This is a genomic window from Pseudomonas sp. A34-9, assembly GCF_029543085.1.
Lineage (GTDB): Bacteria > Pseudomonadota > Gammaproteobacteria > Pseudomonadales > Pseudomonadaceae > Aquipseudomonas.
This window is the reverse complement of record NZ_CP119967.1, coordinates 5980691-5999647: the sequence shown is the minus strand read 5'-3', so window position 1 is coordinate 5999647 and position 18957 is coordinate 5980691. Positions and strand designations below refer to the sequence as shown.

Sequence of the window (18957 nt, the reverse complement as noted above, 5' to 3'; positions counted from 1 at the left end):
GGGCCGGCGCAGGGCGGAACCTTATCCATGGGCGACATGGTGCAATCTGTTCCCGACGCGCAACCCCCGGTGGTTGGGGGCTGGTCGCGATAAGTATGCCGATGTCGCGGATAGGTAAACGGACGGTCTGCGCTATACGCAGAATCGCCGACATGAGGCCGACAGTCGGCCGTGGAGAACAGCATGTCCAACAGCTTCCTGAATCCGGTCACCACCCAGACCTGGGCCAATGGCCGACACATCGTCCGTTGCGTCAAAGTCATCCAGGAAACCTGGGACGTGCGCACCTTCTGCTTTATGGCTGATCAGCCGATCCTGTTCTTCTTCAAGCCCGGGCAGTTCGTCACCCTGGAGCTGGAAATCGAAGGCCAGCCGATCATGCGCTCGTACACCATCTCCAGTTCGCCGTCGGTGCCGTACAGCTTTTCGGTGACGATCAAGCGGGTGCCGGGCGGCAAAGTCTCCAATTGGCTGCACGACACGCTGCATGAAGGGCAAGAACTGGCGGTGCACGGGCCGGTCGGGCTGTTCAACGCGATTGACTTCCCGAGCCCGAAAGTCCTCTACCTGAGCGGCGGCGTCGGCATCACGCCGTGCATGTCGATGGCGCGCTGGTTTTACGACACCAACGCCAACGTCGACATGACTTTCATCCACAGTGCGCGTTCGCCGAAAGACATCATTTACCATCGCGAGCTGGAACACATGGCGTCGCGGATCGATAACTTCAGCCTGCACCTGATCTGTGAGAAGCACGGCTTGGGCGAGCCATGGGCCGGTTATCGCGGCTATCTGAACCACAAGATGCTTGAGCTGATGGTGCCGGACTTCCTTGAGCGCGAAGTGTTCTGCTGCGGCCCGACGCCGTACATGAATGCGGTCAAGCGCCTGCTGGAAGTGGCCGGTTACGACATGTCGCGTTATCACGAGGAGTCCTTCGGCGCCACGCCGCCTGAAGCCCGTGCCGATGCGGTGGAACAAGCGGAACAGGCCGCCGATGCGCCGGAAATCGATGCGGCGGATCTGCATCAGGTGGAATTCACTTCGTCCGGCAAGAGCATTCGTGTGGCGCCGGGTGAGACTGTGCATGCGGCGGCGGCCAAGCTGGGCTTGATGATTCCGAAGGCTTGCGGCATGGGGATTTGCGGGACTTGCAAGGTGCTGAAGCTGGGCGGTGAAGTGGAGATGGAGCATAACGGCGGGATTACCGAGGATGACGAGGCGGAAGGGTTTATCTTGTCGTGCTGCAGCGTGCCGAAGGGCGATGTGCGTATCGAATTCTGAGTGGGGCGAATTTTTGCGTTCGGCTTGCCCCTCACCCCAGCCCTCTCCCGAAGGAGAGGGAGCCGACCGAGTTGTCTGGCTTTCTACATCGACCTGCACGACCTTATCGAATATGGATTCGGCAAAGCAGATTCAGGTCGGCGTATTCCTGGAGCATCCCCCAATCAGTCCCCTCTCCCTCCGGGAGAGGGTCAGGGTGAGGGGCTTTTCAGTCAACAAACAAATCCGTCATCAACGCCGCATCACTCCCCGGTTCGAACCGGTAATGCTCAAACTCGCTAACGCCGCTTTCCCGCAAAATCTCCTCATCAATCAACAATCGCCCGCTGATCTGCCGTCCGCGACTACTCAAAATCAAATGCGCCGCATCCGCCATGATTGCCGGCGTCCGCGCCTGTTTGAACGACTCCCGGTTGCCCAGCTGAAATTCAATCGCCGCCGTCGCAATCATCGTCTGCGGCCACAGCGAATTGACACTGATCCCGTAACTGGCAAATTCCTCGCTCATCCCCAGCGTCAGCATGCTCATGCCGTACTTGGTCACGGTGTACGGGCTGAACTGCGCAAACCATTTGCTCGCCAGATTCAGCGGCGGTGACAGGTTGAGAATGTGCCCGGCGGATTTCTTCAGATAGGGCAGGGCTGCCTGGCTGCACAGCAACACCGCGCGGGTGTTGATCTGGTGCATCAGGTCGAAACGCTTGAGTTCGATGTGCTGCACGCCGGTGAGCTTGATCGCCCCGGCATTGTTCACCAGCGCATCGATGCCGCCGAAATGTTCGTTGGCTTGAGCCAGTGCCTGACGCACGGCGTCTTCATCACGCACATCCACTTGCAGCGCCAAGGCCTTGCCGCCCGCCGCTTCGACTTCTTTGGCCACACTGTGGATGGTGCCGGGTAATTTGGCATGGGGCTCGGCACTCTTGGCCGCAATCACGATATTGGCCCCGTCCTTCGCAGCCCGCAGCGCAATCTCACGGCCAATGCCACGGCTGGCGCCGGTGATGAACAGGGTTTTGCCTTGTAACGACATGCCGATGCTCCTGCTTATTGTTAGGTGAGCGAAGGGCTCGACAGACAATGTAGACCAAGAGTCATCGCCATCCCTGTAGGAGCTGCCGAAGGCTGCGATCTTTTGATTCTGTTTTTAAATCAAGATCAAAAGATCGCAGCCTTCGGCAGCTCCTACAGGGGGGAGGGTGTGCAGTCAGGTCAGGCGGACATGACTTCGCGGATGTCGCGGGCCAGTTCGCGGACGCGTTCTTCTTCGGTGTCCCAGGAGCACATGAAGCGCGCGCCGCCCTTGCCGATGAAGGTGTAGAACCGCCAGTTCTTCGCGGTCAACGCGGCAATCGCCGGTTCCGACAGTTGCAGGAACACGCCGTTGGCCTGCACCGGGAACATCAATTCGACGCCGGGAATGTCGCTGACCAGTTCGGCCAGCAACTGTGCGCAGTGGTTGGCGTGGCGGGCGTATTTGAGCCACGCGTCGTTTTCGAGGATGCCGACCCACGGTGCCGAGAGGAAGCGCATTTTCGACGCCAGTTGCCCGGCCTGTTTGCAGCGGTAATCGAAGTCTTCCGCCAGTTTGTGATTGAAGAACAGGATGGCTTCACCCACGGCCATGCCGTTTTTGGTGCCGCCGAAGCACAGCACGTCAACACCGGCCTTCCAGGTCAGATCCGCCGGCGAGCAGCCGAGGAATGCGCAGGCGTTGGAAAAGCGTGCGCCGTCCATGTGCAGGTGCAGGCCCAGCTCTTTGCAAGTGGCGCTGATGGCGCGGACTTCTTCCGGGGTGTAGACGCTGCCGACTTCAGTGGCCTGGGTCAGGGTCACCACGCGCGGTTTCGGGTAGTGGATGTCCTGGCGCTTGAGCGCGACTTCGCGGATCGATTGTGGGGTGATCTTGCCGTTTTCAGTGCCGGCGATCAGCAGTTTCGAACCGTTGGAGAAAAATTCCGGGGCGCCGCATTCGTCGGTTTCGACGTGGGCGGTTTCCGAGCAGATCACGCTGTGGTAACTCTGGCACAGCGACGACAGGGCTAGCGAGTTGGCGGCGGTGCCGTTGAAGGCGAAGAACACTTCGCAGTCGGTTTCGAACAGTTGGCGGAAATGGTCGGACGCGCGTGCGGTCCATTCATCGTCGCCATACGCGCGCTGGTGGCCGTGGTTGGCCTGTTCCATTGCAGCCCAGGCTTCAGGGCAGATACCGGAATAGTTGTCGCTGGCGAATTGTTGGCTCTTGTCGGTCATGGCCGGCTTCCGTGGTCGAGACTCTTGTGAAGGCTCGTGGTCAATGATGGTGCGCACTTTACCGAAGATCTTCCGGGGAGCACACGGGATGTCGCTGGCAGAACATTACAGGGACGCAGGCCGATTATGCACCTGACTCAACGCGACGGCGTGCTGGATCTGCTCAAGTGGCTGGCGCTGCTGAGCATGTTGCTCGATCACCTGCGATATGTCGGGTTCTCCGCCGATTGGCTGTATGTGCCTGGGCGCTTGGCGTTTCCGTGGTTTTGTCTGGCGATGGCGGCGAATCTTTCGCGCGATGGTTCGCGGCGGATGGAGTGGCGGTATCTGGGGTGGTTGTTGCTGTTCAGCGCCGTCAGTGAAATTCCATATCGGTTGTACATTCCTGATCCGGATACTTTGAACGTGATGCCGACGCTGGCGCTGGGATTGCTGGTGGCGCGGGGCTGGCAGGATCCGGCATGGATTGCGCGACTGCTGGCGATTGTCGCGCTGGTGCTGGCCGCTGTGTTCCCTGAACGACTGATGTTCGGCTTCTTCGGCGTTCTGTTGCCGCTGGCGATGTTGTTGGTGTTTCGCCGTCCGTGGTATTTCAGCTGGCTACCGGGATTGATATGTCTGGCAGCGAATCAATGGCAGGTGCTGTACGACTCGGCGATGTTCGGCGGTAGCGTTGCCATCCTCGGCATTGCCACCTGTGTGTTTGCGCCAATGCTCGGAATGTTCCTGTTGCGACATGGGCGACATCTTCAGCCACTGCCGATGAGGCGCTGGGCATATGCCCTGTATCCCACACACTTTCTCCTGCTGCTCGCCGTCCGCCAATTGCTCGCATAACCCCTGTAGGAGCTGCCGAAGGCTGCGATCTTTTGATCTTCAAACAGCCAAAGTCAAAAGATCGCAGCCTTCGGCAGCTCCTACAGGGGGATGCATTCTCCGGGTCATTTCCCGCCATGTCGTAAACGCACCTTTGCGTGGCGCGCGCAGGCATTTGAGCTGTCTGCGCCGGTCATACCATCGGCATCAAAGGGCACTGCCATGATTGCCAGTGCCTTACCGAGACGAATGGCGCACAGATGCCGCTGGGAGAGACGCGATGTTCAGCAAGCAAGACCAGATCCAGGGTTACGACGATGCACTGCTGGCGGCGATGAATGCCGAGGAGCAACGTCAGGAAGATCACATCGAGCTGATCGCGTCGGAGAACTACACCAGCAAACGCGTCATGCAAGCCCAGGGCAGCGGCCTGACCAACAAATACGCCGAAGGTTATCCGGGCAAGCGCTACTACGGTGGCTGCGAGCACGTCGATAAAGTCGAAGCGCTGGCCATCGAACGCGCCAAGCAACTGTTCGGCGCCGATTACGCCAACGTTCAGCCGCACTCCGGTTCCTCGGCCAACAGCGCCGTGTACCTGGCGCTGATCCAGCCGGGCGACACCATTCTTGGCATGAGCCTGGCCCACGGCGGCCACCTGACTCACGGCGCCAAAGTGTCGTCCTCGGGCAAGCTCTACAACGCCGTGCAGTACGGGATCAATACCGACACCGGGCTGATCGATTACGACGAAGTCGAGCGTCTCGCCGTCGAATCCAAACCGAAAATGATCGTCGCCGGTTTCTCCGCTTACTCCAAGACCCTGGACTTCCCGCGTTTCCGGCAGATCGCTGACAAGGTTGGCGCGCTGCTGTTCGTCGACATGGCCCACGTCGCCGGTCTGGTCGCCGCCGGTCTGTACCCGAACCCGCTGCCGTACGCCGACGTGGTCACCACCACCACGCACAAAACCCTGCGCGGCCCACGTGGCGGCTTGATCCTGGCCAAGGCCAACGAAGAGATCGAGAAGAAGCTCAACGCTGCCGTGTTCCCCGGTGCCCAGGGCGGCCCGCTGATGCACGTCATCGCCGGTAAAGCCGTGTGCTTCAAGGAAGCGCTAGAGCCAGGCTTCAAGGCCTATCAGCAACAAGTGATCGACAACGCTCAGGCGATGGCCAGCGTGTTTATCCAGCGTGGCTACGATGTAGTGTCCGGCGGCACCGACAACCACTTGTTCCTGGTCAGCCTGATCCGTCAGGGCCTGACCGGCAAAGACGCCGACGCCGCCCTTGGCCGTGCGCACATCACCGTCAACAAGAACGCCGTGCCGAACGACCCGCAGTCGCCGTTCGTCACTTCCGGCCTGCGCATCGGCACCCCGGCGGTAACCACGCGCGGCTTCAAAGTGACCCAATGTGTGGAGCTGGCCGGCTGGATCTGCGACATCCTCGACAACCTCGGCGATGCCGATGTCGAGGCCAATGTTGCCCAGCAGGTTTCGGCCCTGTGCGCAGACTTCGCGGTTTATCGCTGAGCGGTTTTGGAGTAACGACTATGCAACGCTATTCAGGCTTCGGCCTCTTCAAACACTCCCTCAGCCACCACGAAAACTGGCAGCGCATGTGGCGCACGCCAACCCCGAAAAAAGTCTACGACGTGGTCATCGTCGGCGGTGGCGGGCATGGTCTGGCGACGGCTTACTACCTGGCGAAAGAGCACGGCATCACCAACGTCGCCGTGGTCGAGAAGGGCTGGCTGGGCGGCGGTAACACCGCGCGCAACACCACCATCGTCCGCTCCAACTACCTGTGGGACGAGTCGGCGCACCTGTACGAACACGCGATGAAACTGTGGGAAGGCCTCTCGCAAGACCTCAACTACAACGTGATGTTCTCCCAGCGTGGCGTCTATAACCTGTGCCACACCCTGCAGGACATCCGTGATTCCGAGCGTCGGGTCAGTGCCAACCGCCTCAACGGCGTCGATGGCGAACTGCTCAACGCCAAGCAAGTCGCTGACGAGATTCCGTACCTCGACTGCTCGAAAAACACCCGCTACCCGGTGATGGGCGCAACCGTTCAGCGACGCGGCGGCGTCGCCCGTCACGATGCCGTGGCCTGGGGCTTTGCCCGTGCCGCCGATGCCTTGGGCGTGGACTTGATCCAGCAGACCGAAGTGATCGGTTTCCGCAAGGAAAACGGCGTGTGCATCGGCGTTGAAACCAACAAGGGTTTCATCGGTGCCAAACGTGTCGGCGTGGTCACCGCCGGTAACTCCGGGCACATGGCCAAGCTCGCCGGTTTCCGTCTGCCGATCGAATCCCACCCGCTGCAAGCGCTGGTGTCCGAACCGATCAAACCGATTATCGACAGCGTGATCATGTCCAACGCCGTGCACGGTTACATCAGCCAGTCCGACAAGGGCGACCTGGTGATCGGCGCCGGTATCGATGGCTACAACGGCTACGGCCAGCGCGGTTCGTACCCGGTGATCGAGCACACCATTCAGGCCATCGTCGAGATGTTCCCGGTGTTGTCCCGCGTACGCATGAACCGTCAGTGGGGCGGCATCGTCGACACCACCCCGGACGCCTGCCCGATCATTTCGAAAACCCCGGTACCGAACATGTTCTTCAACTGCGGTTGGGGCACCGGCGGCTTCAAGGCCACACCTGGCTCGGGCAACGTGTTTGCCGCGAGTCTGGCCAAGGGTGAAATGCACCCATTGGCCGCACCTTTCTCCATCGACCGTTTCCACAACGGTGCGTTGATCGATGAACACGGCGCTGCTGCGGTTGCCCACTAACAGGAGAAATCCCCATGTTGCATATCTTCTGTCCTCACTGCGGCGAGTTGCGCTCCGAAGAGGAATTCCACGCATCCGGCCAGGCGCACATCCCGCGTCCGCTGGATCCGAACGCCTGCACTGATGAAGAGTGGGGCGACTACATGTTCTTCCGCGATAACCCGCGCGGTCTGCACCATGAGTTGTGGGACCACGTTGCCGGTTGCCGCCAGTACTTCAACGTCACTCGCGACACCGTGACCTACGAGATTCTCGAAACCTACAAGATCGGCACCAAGCCGCAATTCACCGACAAGGCTGATACGGCGAAAACAGCCACGCCGGCGCTGGGAGAGAAGGTATGAGCCAGACCAATCGCCTGTCCAACGGTGGACGGATCGACCGCAACAAAGTGCTGAGCTTCACCTTCAACGGTCAGAGCTACAAAGGCTTCGAGGGTGACTCGCTGGCCGCCGCACTGATCGCCAACGGCGTCGACATCATTGGCCGCAGCTTCAAGTATTCGCGTCCTCGCGGGATCTTTGCCGCTGGTGCCGAAGAGCCGAATGCGGTGTTGCAGATCGGCGCGACTGAAGCCACGCAGATTCCCAACGTGCGCGCCACGCAACAGGCGTTGTATCAAGGTCTGGTCGCCACCAGCACCAACGGCTGGCCAAGCGTCAACAACGACATGATGGGCATTCTCGGCAAGGTCGGCGGCAAGCTGATGCCGCCGGGTTTTTACTACAAAACCTTCATGTACCCGCAATCTTTCTGGATGACTTACGAGAAGTACATTCGCAAGGCTGCAGGTTTAGGTCGTTCACCGACCGAAGTCGATCCGGACACCTACGACTACATGAACCAGCACTGCGACGTGCTGATCGTCGGCGCTGGCCCTGCCGGTCTCGCCGCCGCCCTGGCCGCTGCGCGCAGCGGTGCCCGAGTGATTCTTGCCGATGAGCAGGAAGAGTTTGGCGGCAGCCTGCTCGATTCCCGCGAAAGCCTCGACGGCAAACCGGCGATGGACTGGGTCGCCAGCGTCATCGCTGAACTGAAGAACACCCCGGACGTGCTGCTGTTGCCGCGCGCCACGGTCAACGGTTACCACGACCACAACTTCCTGACCATTCACGAACGCCTCACCGATCACCTCGGTGACCGTGCGCCCATCGGTCAGGTGCGTCAGCGCATTCACCGTGTTCGCGCCAAGCGTGTGGTGCTGGCAACCGGGGCGCACGAGCGTCCGCTGGTCTACGGCAACAACGATGTGCCGGGCAACATGCTTGCCGGTGCGGTGTCGACTTACGTGCGCCGTTACGGCGTGGCTCCAGGTAAAAAACTGGTGCTGTCGACCAACAACGACCACGCCTATCGCGTCGCGCTGGATTGGCTCGACGCCAGTCTGCAAGTGGTCGCCATCGCCGATGCGCGCAGCAATCCGCGTGGTGCATTGGTGGAAGAAGCCCGCGCCAAAGGTATTCGGATTCTCACCGGCAGCGCCGTGATCGAGGCTCGTGGCAGCAAGCGCGTGACCGCTGCCCGCGTCGCCGCGATTGATGTCAAGGCACACGCTGTGACCAGTCCTGGTGAATGGCTCGACTGCGACGTGATCGCCAGTTCCGGCGGTTACAGCCCTGTTGTCCACCTCGCTTCGCACCTCGGTGGCAAGCCGATCTGGCGTGAAGACATCCTCGGTTTCGTACCGGGCGAAGCACCGCAGAAACGCGTGTGCGTCGGTGGCATCAACGGTGTTTACGCTCTCGGTGATTCGCTCGCTGATGGTTTTGAAGGCGGCGTGCGCGCGGCCGCTGAAGCCGGTTTCCAGACTGTCGAAGGCGTGCTGCCAAAAGCCTTGAGCCGTCACGAAGAGCCGACGTTGGCGCTGTTCCAGGTGCCGCACGAAAAGAACACCGCACGGGCGCCGAAGCAATTCGTCGACCTGCAAAACGACGTGACGGCCGCGGCGATCGAACTGGCAACCCGCGAAGGTTTCGAGTCGGTCGAGCACGTCAAACGCTACACCGCGCTGGGCTTCGGCACCGATCAGGGCAAGCTCGGCAACGTCAATGGCCTGGCCATCGCGGCCCGCTCGCTGAACGTGACCATCCCGCAGATGGGCACCACGATGTTCCGTCCGAATTACACGCCGGTCACCTTCGGTGCTGTGGCCGGTCGTCACTGTGGGCACATCTTCGAGCCGGTGCGTCATACCGCGCTGCATGCCTGGCATGTGAAGAACGGCGCCGAGTTTGAAGACGTCGGTCAGTGGAAACGTCCTTGGTACTTCCCGAAAAACGGTGAAGACCTGCATGCAGCGGTGAAGCGCGAATGCAAAGCCGTGCGCGACAGCGTCGGCCTGCTCGACGCCTCGACCCTCGGCAAGATCGACATTCAAGGCCCGGATGCCCGCGAGTTTCTCAACCGCGTGTACACCAACGCCTGGACCAAACTCGATGTGGGCAAGGCCCGTTACGGCCTGATGTGCAAAGAAGACGGCATGGTCTTCGACGACGGTGTGACGGCGTGTCTGGCCGACAACCATTTCGTCATGACCACCACCACTGGCGGCGCCGCGCGCGTGCTGCAATGGCTGGAGCTGTACCACCAGACCGAATGGCCGGACATGAAGGTTTACTTCACTTCCGTCACCGACCACTGGGCGACCATGACCCTGTCCGGACCGAACAGCCGCAAGCTGATCAGCGCCGTGACTGACATTGATCTGAGCAACGAAGCCTTCCCGTTCATGACCTGGAAAGAAGGTCTGGTCGGCGACGTGCCGGCGCGGGTGTTCCGCATCTCGTTCACCGGTGAGTTGTCGTACGAAGTCAACGTGCAGGCCGACTACGCGATGGGCGTGCTGGAGAAAATCGTCGAGGCCGGCAAGCAGTACAACCTGACCCCGTACGGCACTGAAACCATGCACGTGCTGCGGGCCGAGAAAGGTTTCATCATCGTCGGCCAGGACACCGACGGCTCGATGACCCCGGACGACTTGAACATGGGCTGGTGTGTCGGTCGTACCAAACCGTTCTCGTGGATCGGCCAGCGCGGCATGAACCGTGAAGACTGCGTGCGTGATCAGCGCAAACAACTGGTGGGCCTCAAGCCGATCGATCCGAACGTCTGGCTGCCGGAAGGTGCCCAGCTGGTGTTCAACACCAAGCAAGCGATCCCGATGACCATGGTCGGCCACGTGACTTCCAGCTATGCGCACAACTCCCTCGGTTATTCGTTTGCCATGGGTGTGGTCAAGGGCGGTCTGAAGCGCATGGGTGAGCGGGTGTTTGCACCGTTGGCCGATGGCAGCGTGATCGAGGCGGAGATTGTTTCTTCGGTGTTCTTCGATCCGAAGGGTGATCGCCAGAACATCTGACACTGATCGTTCCCACGCTCTGCGTGGGAATGCATCCCGGGACGCTCCGCGTCCCAAGAGCGGACGCCGAGCGTCCATGGCGGCATTCCCACGCAGAGCGTGGGAACGATCAACAGAATTCAGGAAGGTGCTTTATGACCACAGCCAATGTTTACCAACAACGCCCGACCACCGGGGCCCGTGCCGAGTCGTCGCTGCACCATGCCGACCTCGCCAGCCTGGTCGGCAAGGGCCGCAAGAACGCCGGCGTGATCGTGCGGGAAAAGAAACTCCTCGGCCACCTGACCATCCGTGGCGATGGCCACGATGCCGCGTTCGCCGCCGGCGTACATAAAGCGCTGGGCATCGAACTGCCCGGCGCCCTGAGCGTGATCGTCAAAGGCGAAACCAGCCTGCAATGGATGGGCCCGGATGAATGGTTGCTGATCGTGCCAAGCGGCGAAGAGTTTGCCGCCGAACAGAAACTGCGCGAAGCGCTGGGCGATCTGCACATTGCGATCGTCAACGTCAGCGGCGGCCAGCAAGTGCTCGAACTGAGCGGGCCGAATGTGCGTCAGGTGCTGATGAAATCCACCAGCTATGACGTGCACCCGAATAACTTCCCGGTAGGCAAAGCGGTCGGCACGGTGTTCGCCAAGTCGCAACTGATGATTCGCCACACCGCCGAAGACACCTGGGAATTGCTGATTCGTCGCAGCTTCTCGGATTACTGGTGGTTGTGGTTGCAGGATGCTTCGGCTGAGTACGGGTTGAGTGTTCAGGCCTGATGGATGATCGTTCCCACGCTCTGCGTGGGAATGCATCCCGGGACGCTCCGCGTCCCAAGAGCGGACGCCGAGCGTCCATGGCGGCATTCCCACGCAGAGCGTGGGAACGATCAGAGGATAAAATATGAGCCGCGCCCCAGACACATGGATTCTGACCGCCGACTGCCCCAGCGTCCTCGGCACCGTGGACGCGGTCACGCGTTTTCTGTTCGAGCAGGGTTGCTACGTCACCGAGCACCATTCCTTTGATGATCGCCTCTCCGGGCGTTTTTTCATTCGCGTGGAGTTTCGCCAGCCCGACGGTTTCGACGAACAATCCTTCCGCGCTGGTCTCGCCGAGCGCGGGCAGGCGTTCGGCATGATCTTCGAGCTGACCGCGCCGAACTACCGGCCAAAAGTGGTGATCATGGTTTCCAAGGCCGATCACTGCCTTAACGACTTGCTCTATCGCCAGCGCATTGGCCAGTTATCGATGGACGTTGCCGCTGTCGTCTCCAACCATCCGGATCTGAAACCGCTGGCCGACTGGCACCAGATTCCCTACTACCATTTCCCCCTCGACCCCAACGACAAACCGTCGCAGGAGCGTCAGGTGTGGCAGGTGATCGAAGAGTCCGGCGCCGAACTGGTGATCCTCGCCCGCTACATGCAGGTGCTGTCGCCGGAGCTGTGCCGCAAGCTCGATGGCAAGGCGATCAACATTCACCACTCGTTGCTGCCGGGATTCAAGGGTGCCAAGCCGTATCACCAGGCCTACAACAAGGGCGTGAAACTGGTTGGCGCGACCGCGCATTACATCAATAACGACCTCGATGAAGGGCCGATCATTGCCCAAGGCGTCGAGGCGGTGGATCACAGTCATTACCCTGAGGATCTGATTGCCAAGGGGCGCGATATTGAAGGCCTGACCCTGGCTCGTGCCGTCGGTTATCACATCGAGCGGAGGGTGTTCCTCAACGCCAATCGCACGGTCGTTCTTTAGATTGCTTTCGCGAGCAAGCTCGCTCCCACATTGGAATGCGTATCCCTGTGGGAGCGAGCTTGCTCGCGAAGAGGCCATAACAGGCAACACATAAACAGCATCTGTACCCGAGCACTCAACGCGCTGCCTGCCTGGGCAACGCGGTTCCATAAAAACAACAGCGAGGTGAAAGCATGTCTGGCAATCGTGGTGTGGTGTATCTCGGCGCTGGCAAGGTCGAAGTACAGAAAATCGACTATCCGAAAATGCAGGACCCGCGCGGTCGCAAGATCGAGCACGGGGTCATTCTCAAAGTGGTTTCCACCAATATCTGCGGCTCCGATCAGCACATGGTGCGCGGCCGTACCACGGCGCAGACCGGTCTGGTGCTGGGCCACGAGATCACCGGCGAGGTGATCGAAAAAGGCTCCGACGTCGAAAACCTGAAAATCGGCGACCTGGTTTCCGTGCCGTTCAACGTGGCTTGCGGGCGCTGCCGTTCCTGCAAAGAGCAACACACCGGCGTCTGCCTGACCGTCAACCCGGCCCGTGCCGGCGGCGCTTACGGCTACGTCGACATGGGCGACTGGACCGGTGGCCAGGCCGAATACGTGCTGGTGCCGTACGCCGACTTCAACCTGCTGAAACTGCCGGACCGCGACAAGGCCATGGAGAAAATCCGCGACCTGACCTGCCTCTCCGACATTCTGCCGACCGGTTACCACGGCGCCGTTACTGCTGGCGTTGGCCCGGGCAGCACCGTTTACATCGCCGGCGCTGGCCCGGTTGGTCTGGCGGCTGCCGCTTCGGCACGGCTGCTGGGAGCTGCGGTGGTGATCATCGGCGACGTCAACACCATCCGCCTGGCCCACGCCAAGGCTCAGGGTTTCGAAATCGTCGACCTGTCCAAAGACACGCCGCTGCACGAACAGATCGCAGCCCTGCTGGGCGAACCGGAAGTCGATTGCGCGGTGGATTGCGTAGGCTTCGAAGCCCGCGGCCACGGCCACGATGGAGTGAAATCCGAAGCCCCGGCCACCGTGCTCAACTCGCTGATGGGCGTGGTGCGTGTTGCCGGCAAGATCGGTATTCCGGGCCTGTACGTCACCGAAGATCCGGGCGCTGTGGATGCCGCCGCGAAAATGGGCAGCTTGAGCATCCGCTTCGGTCTGGGCTGGGCCAAGTCGCACAGCTTCCACACGGGTCAGACTCCAGTGATGAAGTACAACCGCCAACTGATGCAGGCGATCATGTGGGATCGCATCAACATTGCCGAAGTGGTGGGCGTGCAGGTCATCAGCCTCGATCAGGCGCCGGAAGGTTACGGCGAGTTCGACGCTGGCGTACCGAAGAAGTTTGTGATCGATCCGCATAAGTTGTTCAGTGCGGCCTAAGCGATGTGGCAATAAAAAACGGCGACTATCGGTCGCCGTTTTCACATTCGCTTCAGACTTCCAGGAAGTCCGTTCAACGGTTCACCGGCAGCGCTGACATCGTTGGCACCGCGCAGTGGTCGAAACCGGACACATCGGCACTTGTGCAACCGTCGCTCAATGCTCTCTGAACTGGAGCGGTTCAGCGACGGATGCACAGTTCACAAGAACGCGATCACGGGAGCAGCAGGGCATTCACCTCCAGTTAAACCGCTTCACTTCGGTACATCTACCACCCTGTGCAGCCTCAATAATTGTTCGATGTCAGGGCGCATTGCCGAGTACGTTTGCAGACTGGCAAGTACCGGTTCATCAGTGGCTTCGGTTTTATCTTGTACCTCGTATGAAATATCGATGTCCTCGTGAGCATGGATGACAATCGGATAACGGCTGGCGTAAGGCAGGCCGTTACCCATGAGCATCAGCCGGATGGTTTGGTCAGGAGCGTTGAGACATTGCGGGTTGCCTGGGAAAAGGGCGGGAGGGGGAGCAATCTGGTAGTAACCCGACGCAGACTTGAGGAGTTCTCCTAACAGTGTCCTGGGAAAGTAGGTCGGGAACGGGTTGCAATCGCCTTCTACCGTCACGCTTGCGTTGATCACCACGACGAGTTTGTCTTCGTCATTGCGTTTCTTCAGCCAGATGATGTGTTTGCGGTAGGGCTCGCGCACGGGTGCGTTTTGCGGATTGAAAAACCAGTCGGTGGGGTTGAGTGCTGTCAGAGCGGTAGTGACTGTTTCGGTGATGATGTCTTGAACGTTTTGCATATTCGGCCTTTTCAGTTTGATGGTTGTGTATCTCCGTTTGATTTAAACCGTTGTTCTACCGTCAAGTGCGGTACATATGTATTGCATCTGTTTTTTTTTCGGGCGCGGATTTAACGCATGTGTTCCGTGCTTCACTTCTACCTTGATGAACTTATTGAAACGAATGTGTTGTCTGCAACACACTGCCCGAATCCCTTTCACTGGTGAAAAAAAGGGCAACCCTCGGGTTGCCCTCCTTACGCATTATTTCTTCTTTTCTTTAAACGAGCATTTGCTAGCGTCTCCATCGGTGACTAGGCAATCATCCGAAGGTTCGCCTTTCTTATCTTTCCAACCGGCTCCGGTGGCTTCGACCGGAGTGCCGTTCCTGTAACCGGACGAGGCGCCGAGGTCGTCCTTGCCTTCGTAGCGACAAATGACAACCGAATTGGCAGTGTCCTTATCTTTAAGGCGTGCAGAGGTGAAAGTGAGATCTTCGTTGTCTTGAGAATGAGTAATTGAAAGTGTCGGGCAAGTTGCTGCATAGGCGGTGCTCATCATGGCCAGGCTAACCAGAACACCAGCGGCAATTTTCAGCTTCATTATTTGTACTCCGTTACGTAATGGGAGCGGAAATGTTGGCGGTATTAAAGGTTTATGCCAACTGTCAAACCTGACAGGGTTTCTAGTTTTATTGGAAATAACGATGAGCATCTTAAGAGGAAGTGGAACTATAAAGATCGCAGCCTTCGTCAGTTCCTACACGTTCCCTGTAGGAGCTGCCGAAGGCTGCGATCTTTTGATCTTGGCAATTAGAGGGCTGCCAAAGCACCCTGATAAAGCACCGGTCCAGTCGGCTGCCCGGTCGGCGAACCACCCTTCGGCTCGAGGCTTACAGCCAGCGCAATCGGTTTACCGATCAAGGCTCTTTGCGCCTCACTCAACTCAACCTTGCCTTTGCCACCCGCCGGTATCACTCCCAGCGAAATCGGCTTGCCATCCACCGGAATCGCCCACAGTTCCAGGCTGCGATCGGCATCAACTGCCGCCAGCGTCAGCGGCTCGACTTGCAGATAATCCGCATGCGCCTCGACCTTCAGCGCCGGTTGCGCATCGGCCGTCAGCAGGGTGGCGCGGTAGCGGGCGTCGTCGCGGTTGTACAGCGAGCCGAGGAAGAGCAGCACCACGATCGAACACAGCGCAGCGGTAACCCGTAGCCAGTTCCAGAACGGGCGCTTCTCGGGCACATGCAGCACTTGCGGTTCGATCCGCGCGGTGATGCCTTGCCACACGCGGTCGGGCACCGGATGTTCCGGCAGCGCAGCGGTGAGAGCGGCGAGGCTTTCCTGCCATTGCGCCAGTTCAGCCCTTAATGCCGCGTCATCCAGCAGCAACTGGTCAAAGCGTCGCCGCGCTGCCGCAGGCATCAACCCGATGGCGTAATCGGCAGCCAGGGCGCGGCGCAGGGCAGGGGTCTGGTAGTTCATGACTCAAGGCACCGGCGCAGGCGTTCCAGGCCACGACGGATCCACGATTTCACCGTTCCCAGTGGCGTGGCCAGGTGTTCGGCGAGTTCCGTGCACGATAATCCCTGAAAGTAGGCCACGGTGATCGACTGGCGTTGCATGCTTTCAAGGGTGTCCAGACAGCGGTTCAATGTCTGAGCCTCGCGGGCGCTGTTCAGTTGGTCGTGAGCCGAGGGGCTTTCGTCCGGCAGTGTGTCCTGTTCGAGATCGGTCAGTGGCCGTTCACGATGTTTGCGCAACTGATCGATGGCCTGATTACGGGTGATGTTGATCATCCAGGTCAGCGGCGCCGACAGGTGCGCTTCGTAGCGCGAGGCGTTGTTCCAGATGCGCACGAAGCTTTCCTGCAGCACTTCCTCGGCCAGATCGGTGCGGCCCATAAAACGCAGGGCAACGCCGTGCAGGCACGGGCCGACGCTGCGGTACAACGTTTCGAAGGCGCGACGATCACCCAGTGAACACTGGGCCAACAGCTGTCGCAGCTGATCGGTGTCGGCGATGGAAATGACGACTCTCCAGGCAAAGGTCGAGCGACGAGGGCTGGGCTCGGACTGTTCACAGGCTAGTTCAGCGACAGCGGTTGTGCCATTCATCGCGAGGGCGTCCGGGATTTCACGTTTTATATACGCAGGCCGGATGAAAATGGATGCGCCGCGCCGGAACATGCCGGCGGATACCCGGTCAAACCGGCAGTTTCGTCGCCTTTCGATGGGCGATTTTTACAGCGCAAGAGGATGTCTGAATGAAGATTTCACGCGGTATTGCCATGGCTTCACTGATGACCCTTGCGGCCAGCCCGGTGTTTGCCGGTTTCAGTCTGGACGATGTGACCAAGGCGGCTTCGAGCATGCAGGGCGGCAATGCTGCCACCGCTGCCGCGCCGACCTCGGAAACGGCTGGCCTGCTGCAAGCCGTGACCGGTTTGGGAGTGACGCCGCAACAAGCCGTCGGCGGCACCAGCGCCATGCTTGGACTGGCGAAGAACCAATTGAGCAGCACCGATTATTCGCAGTTGGCCAAAGAAGTGCCGGGCATCGACAAGCTGTCGGGCGGGGGCGGCAACCTGGCGGCACTGAGCGGGTTGCTGGGGTCGTCGGGCAAGTCCGCCGGGCTGGAAAACGCACTGGGCAACGTCAAGGACACCAACGACTTGAACAATGCCTTCGGTGCGCTGGGCATGGACAGCGGCATGGTCGGCCAGTTTGCCCCGGTGCTGCTCAAGTATCTGGGTGACCAAGGCGTCGGCGGCCCGCTGCTGCAGAGCCTGGGCAGTATCTGGGGCGCCGGCACCGGTAGCTGATTCAGCCGCGCTCGCTGCGCAGTTCGGCGATGCGCTGATCCTTTTCGCTCCAGAGCTGGTTGACCCAGCTCTGGACGGTCTGGCGAAACGCCGGATCATTCTCGTAATCGCCCTGCCACAGCGCCGGGTCGAGTTCGCGGGTCTTGATGTCGATGATCACGCGCGGCACGTTGCCGCTGATCAGATCCCAGAATCCCGGGATTTTCGCCTGTGGATAAACCACCGTCACATCGAGAATCGCATCCAGCTGTTCACCCAATGCTGCCAGGACAAACGCCACGCCGCCGGCCTTGGGCTTGAGCAGGTGATTGAACGGTGATTGCTGCTGCGCGCTTTTCGCAGCGGTGTAGCGCGTGCCTTCCAGATAATTCACCACGGTAACGGGCTGTCGCTTGAACAGCTCGCAGGCCTGTTTGGTGATTTCCAGATCCTTGCCGGCCAGCTCAGGGTGCTTCGCCAGAAAGGCTTTGGAGTAGCGCTTCATGAACGGGTAATCCAGCGCCCACCACGCCAGCCCCAAAAACGGCACCCAGATCAGCTCTTTCTTGAGGAAGAATTTGAAGAATGGCGTGCGCCGGTTGAGGGTCTGGATCAGCGCCGGAATGTCGACCCATGACTGGTGATTGCTGACCACCAGATACGAGGTATCGCCGCGCAAATCTTCGCCGCCGCGAATGTCCCACTGGGTCGGGATGCACAGGCGGAAGATCAGCTTGTCGATCTCGGCCCAGGTCTCGGCAATCCACATCACCGCCCACGACGCATAGTCGCGCCAGCGGCCGGGCGCCACCAGTTTGAGCAGGGCAAACACCAGCAACGGCCCGATCAGGATCAGGGTGTTGAGCAACAGCAGCAGGGTGACGAAACAGCCGGTGAGCAGGCGGCGCATAAGCAACTCTTTGCAAACGGATGGGCGCGCCATGATAAGCAGCTTCGCGCGACAGGCCAAATCGGCACTGACGAATGTTTCACTTTAGTCGCGTTAACCTGATCGTTCCCACGCTCTGCGTGGTAACGCCGCCCGGGACGCTCCGCGTCCCTGTGACGCAGAGCGTCACTGGATGCATGCCCACGCAGAGCGTGGGAACGATCAAGCGCGCAACGGTCTAAAATCCCGTTGCCCAACCTCTCAAGGAAGCCCCTTACGTGAAATCCCTCCTTGCACTGTTTGCCCTCGTCGCCCTGCCGGTCATGGCCGCCGAGCCGACCCTGTACGGGCGCTACGAATACATCGCGCTGCCGGAAATCGGCGGTGAAGTGCTCAAGGCCAAGATGGACACCGGCGCACTGACCGCTTCGCTGTCGGCCAAGGACATCGAAACCTTCACCCGTGATGGCGATGAATGGGTGCGTTTCCGTCTCGGTACCAAGGACGCCAGCAACAAGGTCTACGAACACAAGGTGGCGCGGATCAGCAAGATCAAGAGCCGTTCGGATGAAGAGGACGAGGGCGAAAGCACCGAAGTCGCCAAACGGCCGGTGGTCGATCTGGAGCTGTGCCTGGGCAACGTCAAGCGTACCGTCGAGGTCAACCTGACCGACCGCAGCAACTTCAACTACCCGCTGCTGATCGGTGCCAAGGCCTTGCGCGAGTTCGGCGCGGCAGTGAACCCGGCGCGGCGCTTCACCGCCGACAAGCCGGACTGCTAAGTGGTCTCATTGACGTAACGTCAGGCTTGGGGCACCGTTCGCGCACTTAACCTACGGG

Annotated in this window: 18 protein-coding genes; 11 read left to right on the top strand and 7 right to left on the bottom strand. The window is 60.0% G+C overall.

What is annotated here, in order from left to right; translation table 11 throughout:
- Positions 1 to 183: 183 nt before the first annotated feature.
- Entirely contained in the window at positions 184 to 1284 is a 1101-nt protein-coding gene (gene gbcB / locus P3G59_RS26970) for a glycine-betaine demethylase subunit GbcB (RefSeq protein WP_141126697.1), read from the top strand.
- Between the two features lie 208 nt (positions 1285 to 1492).
- On the opposite strand, the gene P3G59_RS26965 is transcribed toward gbcB, so the two are convergent.
- Both P3G59_RS26965 and P3G59_RS26960 read right to left on the bottom strand, forming a co-directional pair.
- On the bottom strand, positions 1493 to 2317 hold the full coding sequence (locus tag P3G59_RS26965) for an NAD(P)-dependent oxidoreductase (protein WP_277759628.1): 825 nt from the start codon (positions 2315 to 2317) through the stop codon (positions 1493 to 1495).
- Between the two features lie 179 nt (positions 2318 to 2496).
- Positions 2497 to 3537, bottom strand: coding sequence for a low specificity L-threonine aldolase (locus P3G59_RS26960; RefSeq protein ID WP_038363178.1), 1041 nt, complete (start codon positions 3535 to 3537; stop codon positions 2497 to 2499).
- A gap of 126 nt (positions 3538 to 3663) precedes the next feature.
- Here P3G59_RS26960 and P3G59_RS26955 point away from each other — a divergent pair, with 126 nt between their 5' ends.
- From P3G59_RS26955 to fdhA, 8 genes are all read left to right on the top strand, one after another.
- The gene (locus P3G59_RS26955) at positions 3664 to 4374 is read left to right on the top strand and encodes a TraX family protein (protein WP_277759627.1); all 711 of its coding nucleotides are present in this window, start codon (positions 3664 to 3666) and stop codon (positions 4372 to 4374) included.
- Positions 4375 to 4633: 259 nt separating this feature from the next.
- The gene (gene glyA, locus P3G59_RS26950) at positions 4634 to 5887 is read left to right on the top strand and encodes a serine hydroxymethyltransferase (protein ID WP_277759626.1); all 1254 of its coding nucleotides are present in this window, start codon (positions 4634 to 4636) and stop codon (positions 5885 to 5887) included.
- A 20-nt stretch (positions 5888 to 5907) separates the two neighbouring features.
- Positions 5908 to 7158: a sarcosine oxidase subunit beta gene (locus P3G59_RS26945; protein WP_003206307.1), complete on the top strand. Its 1251-nt coding sequence runs from the start codon at positions 5908 to 5910 to the stop codon at positions 7156 to 7158.
- Positions 7159 to 7172: 14 nt separating this feature from the next.
- Entirely contained in the window at positions 7173 to 7502 is a 330-nt protein-coding gene (locus P3G59_RS26940; protein ID WP_277759625.1) for a sarcosine oxidase subunit delta, read from the top strand.
- On the top strand, positions 7499 to 10516 hold the full coding sequence (locus P3G59_RS26935) for a sarcosine oxidase subunit alpha (RefSeq protein ID WP_277759624.1): 3018 nt from the start codon (positions 7499 to 7501) through the stop codon (positions 10514 to 10516). The genes P3G59_RS26940 and P3G59_RS26935 overlap by 4 nt, the downstream gene beginning before the upstream one ends.
- A gap of 134 nt (positions 10517 to 10650) precedes the next feature.
- On the top strand, positions 10651 to 11283 hold the full coding sequence (gene soxG / locus P3G59_RS26930) for a sarcosine oxidase subunit gamma family protein (RefSeq protein WP_034155013.1): 633 nt from the start codon (positions 10651 to 10653) through the stop codon (positions 11281 to 11283).
- A 124-nt stretch (positions 11284 to 11407) separates the two neighbouring features.
- On the top strand, positions 11408 to 12265 hold the full coding sequence (gene purU, locus P3G59_RS26925) for a formyltetrahydrofolate deformylase (RefSeq protein ID WP_008086918.1): 858 nt from the start codon (positions 11408 to 11410) through the stop codon (positions 12263 to 12265).
- 173 nt (positions 12266 to 12438) lie between these two features.
- A complete protein-coding gene (gene fdhA, locus P3G59_RS26920) occupies positions 12439 to 13638 on the top strand; it encodes a formaldehyde dehydrogenase, glutathione-independent (protein ID WP_166223435.1) in 1200 nt (399 codons plus the stop codon).
- Between the two features lie 254 nt (positions 13639 to 13892).
- On the opposite strand, the gene P3G59_RS26915 is transcribed toward fdhA, so the two are convergent.
- The 4 genes from P3G59_RS26915 to P3G59_RS26900 form a co-directional block, all read right to left on the bottom strand.
- On the bottom strand, positions 13893 to 14444 hold the full coding sequence (locus P3G59_RS26915) for a serine protease (protein ID WP_277759623.1): 552 nt from the start codon (positions 14442 to 14444) through the stop codon (positions 13893 to 13895).
- 243 nt (positions 14445 to 14687) lie between these two features.
- Entirely contained in the window at positions 14688 to 15026 is a 339-nt protein-coding gene (locus tag P3G59_RS26910; RefSeq protein WP_277759622.1) for a hypothetical protein, read from the bottom strand.
- A 209-nt stretch (positions 15027 to 15235) separates the two neighbouring features.
- Positions 15236 to 15910, bottom strand: coding sequence for an anti-sigma factor (locus tag P3G59_RS26905; protein ID WP_277759621.1), 675 nt, complete (start codon positions 15908 to 15910; stop codon positions 15236 to 15238).
- A complete protein-coding gene (locus tag P3G59_RS26900; RefSeq protein ID WP_277759620.1) occupies positions 15907 to 16542 on the bottom strand; it encodes a sigma-70 family RNA polymerase sigma factor in 636 nt (211 codons plus the stop codon). Before P3G59_RS26900 ends, P3G59_RS26905 begins: the two co-directional genes overlap by 4 nt.
- 149 nt (positions 16543 to 16691) lie before the next feature.
- On the opposite strand from P3G59_RS26900, the gene P3G59_RS26895 reads away from it, so the two are divergent.
- Positions 16692 to 17249, top strand: coding sequence for a DUF2780 domain-containing protein (locus P3G59_RS26895; RefSeq protein ID WP_123454131.1), 558 nt, complete (start codon positions 16692 to 16694; stop codon positions 17247 to 17249).
- 1 nt (position 17250) lies between these two features.
- On the opposite strand, the gene P3G59_RS26890 is transcribed toward P3G59_RS26895, so the two are convergent.
- Positions 17251 to 18138, bottom strand: coding sequence for an acyltransferase (locus P3G59_RS26890; protein ID WP_277759619.1), 888 nt, complete (start codon positions 18136 to 18138; stop codon positions 17251 to 17253).
- Between the two features lie 257 nt (positions 18139 to 18395).
- Here P3G59_RS26890 and P3G59_RS26885 point away from each other — a divergent pair, with 257 nt between their 5' ends.
- Complete coding sequence (locus tag P3G59_RS26885) at positions 18396 to 18899, top strand: ATP-dependent zinc protease (protein ID WP_007909997.1); 504 nt, start codon at positions 18396 to 18398, stop codon at positions 18897 to 18899.
- Positions 18900 to 18957: the final 58 nt, after the last annotated feature.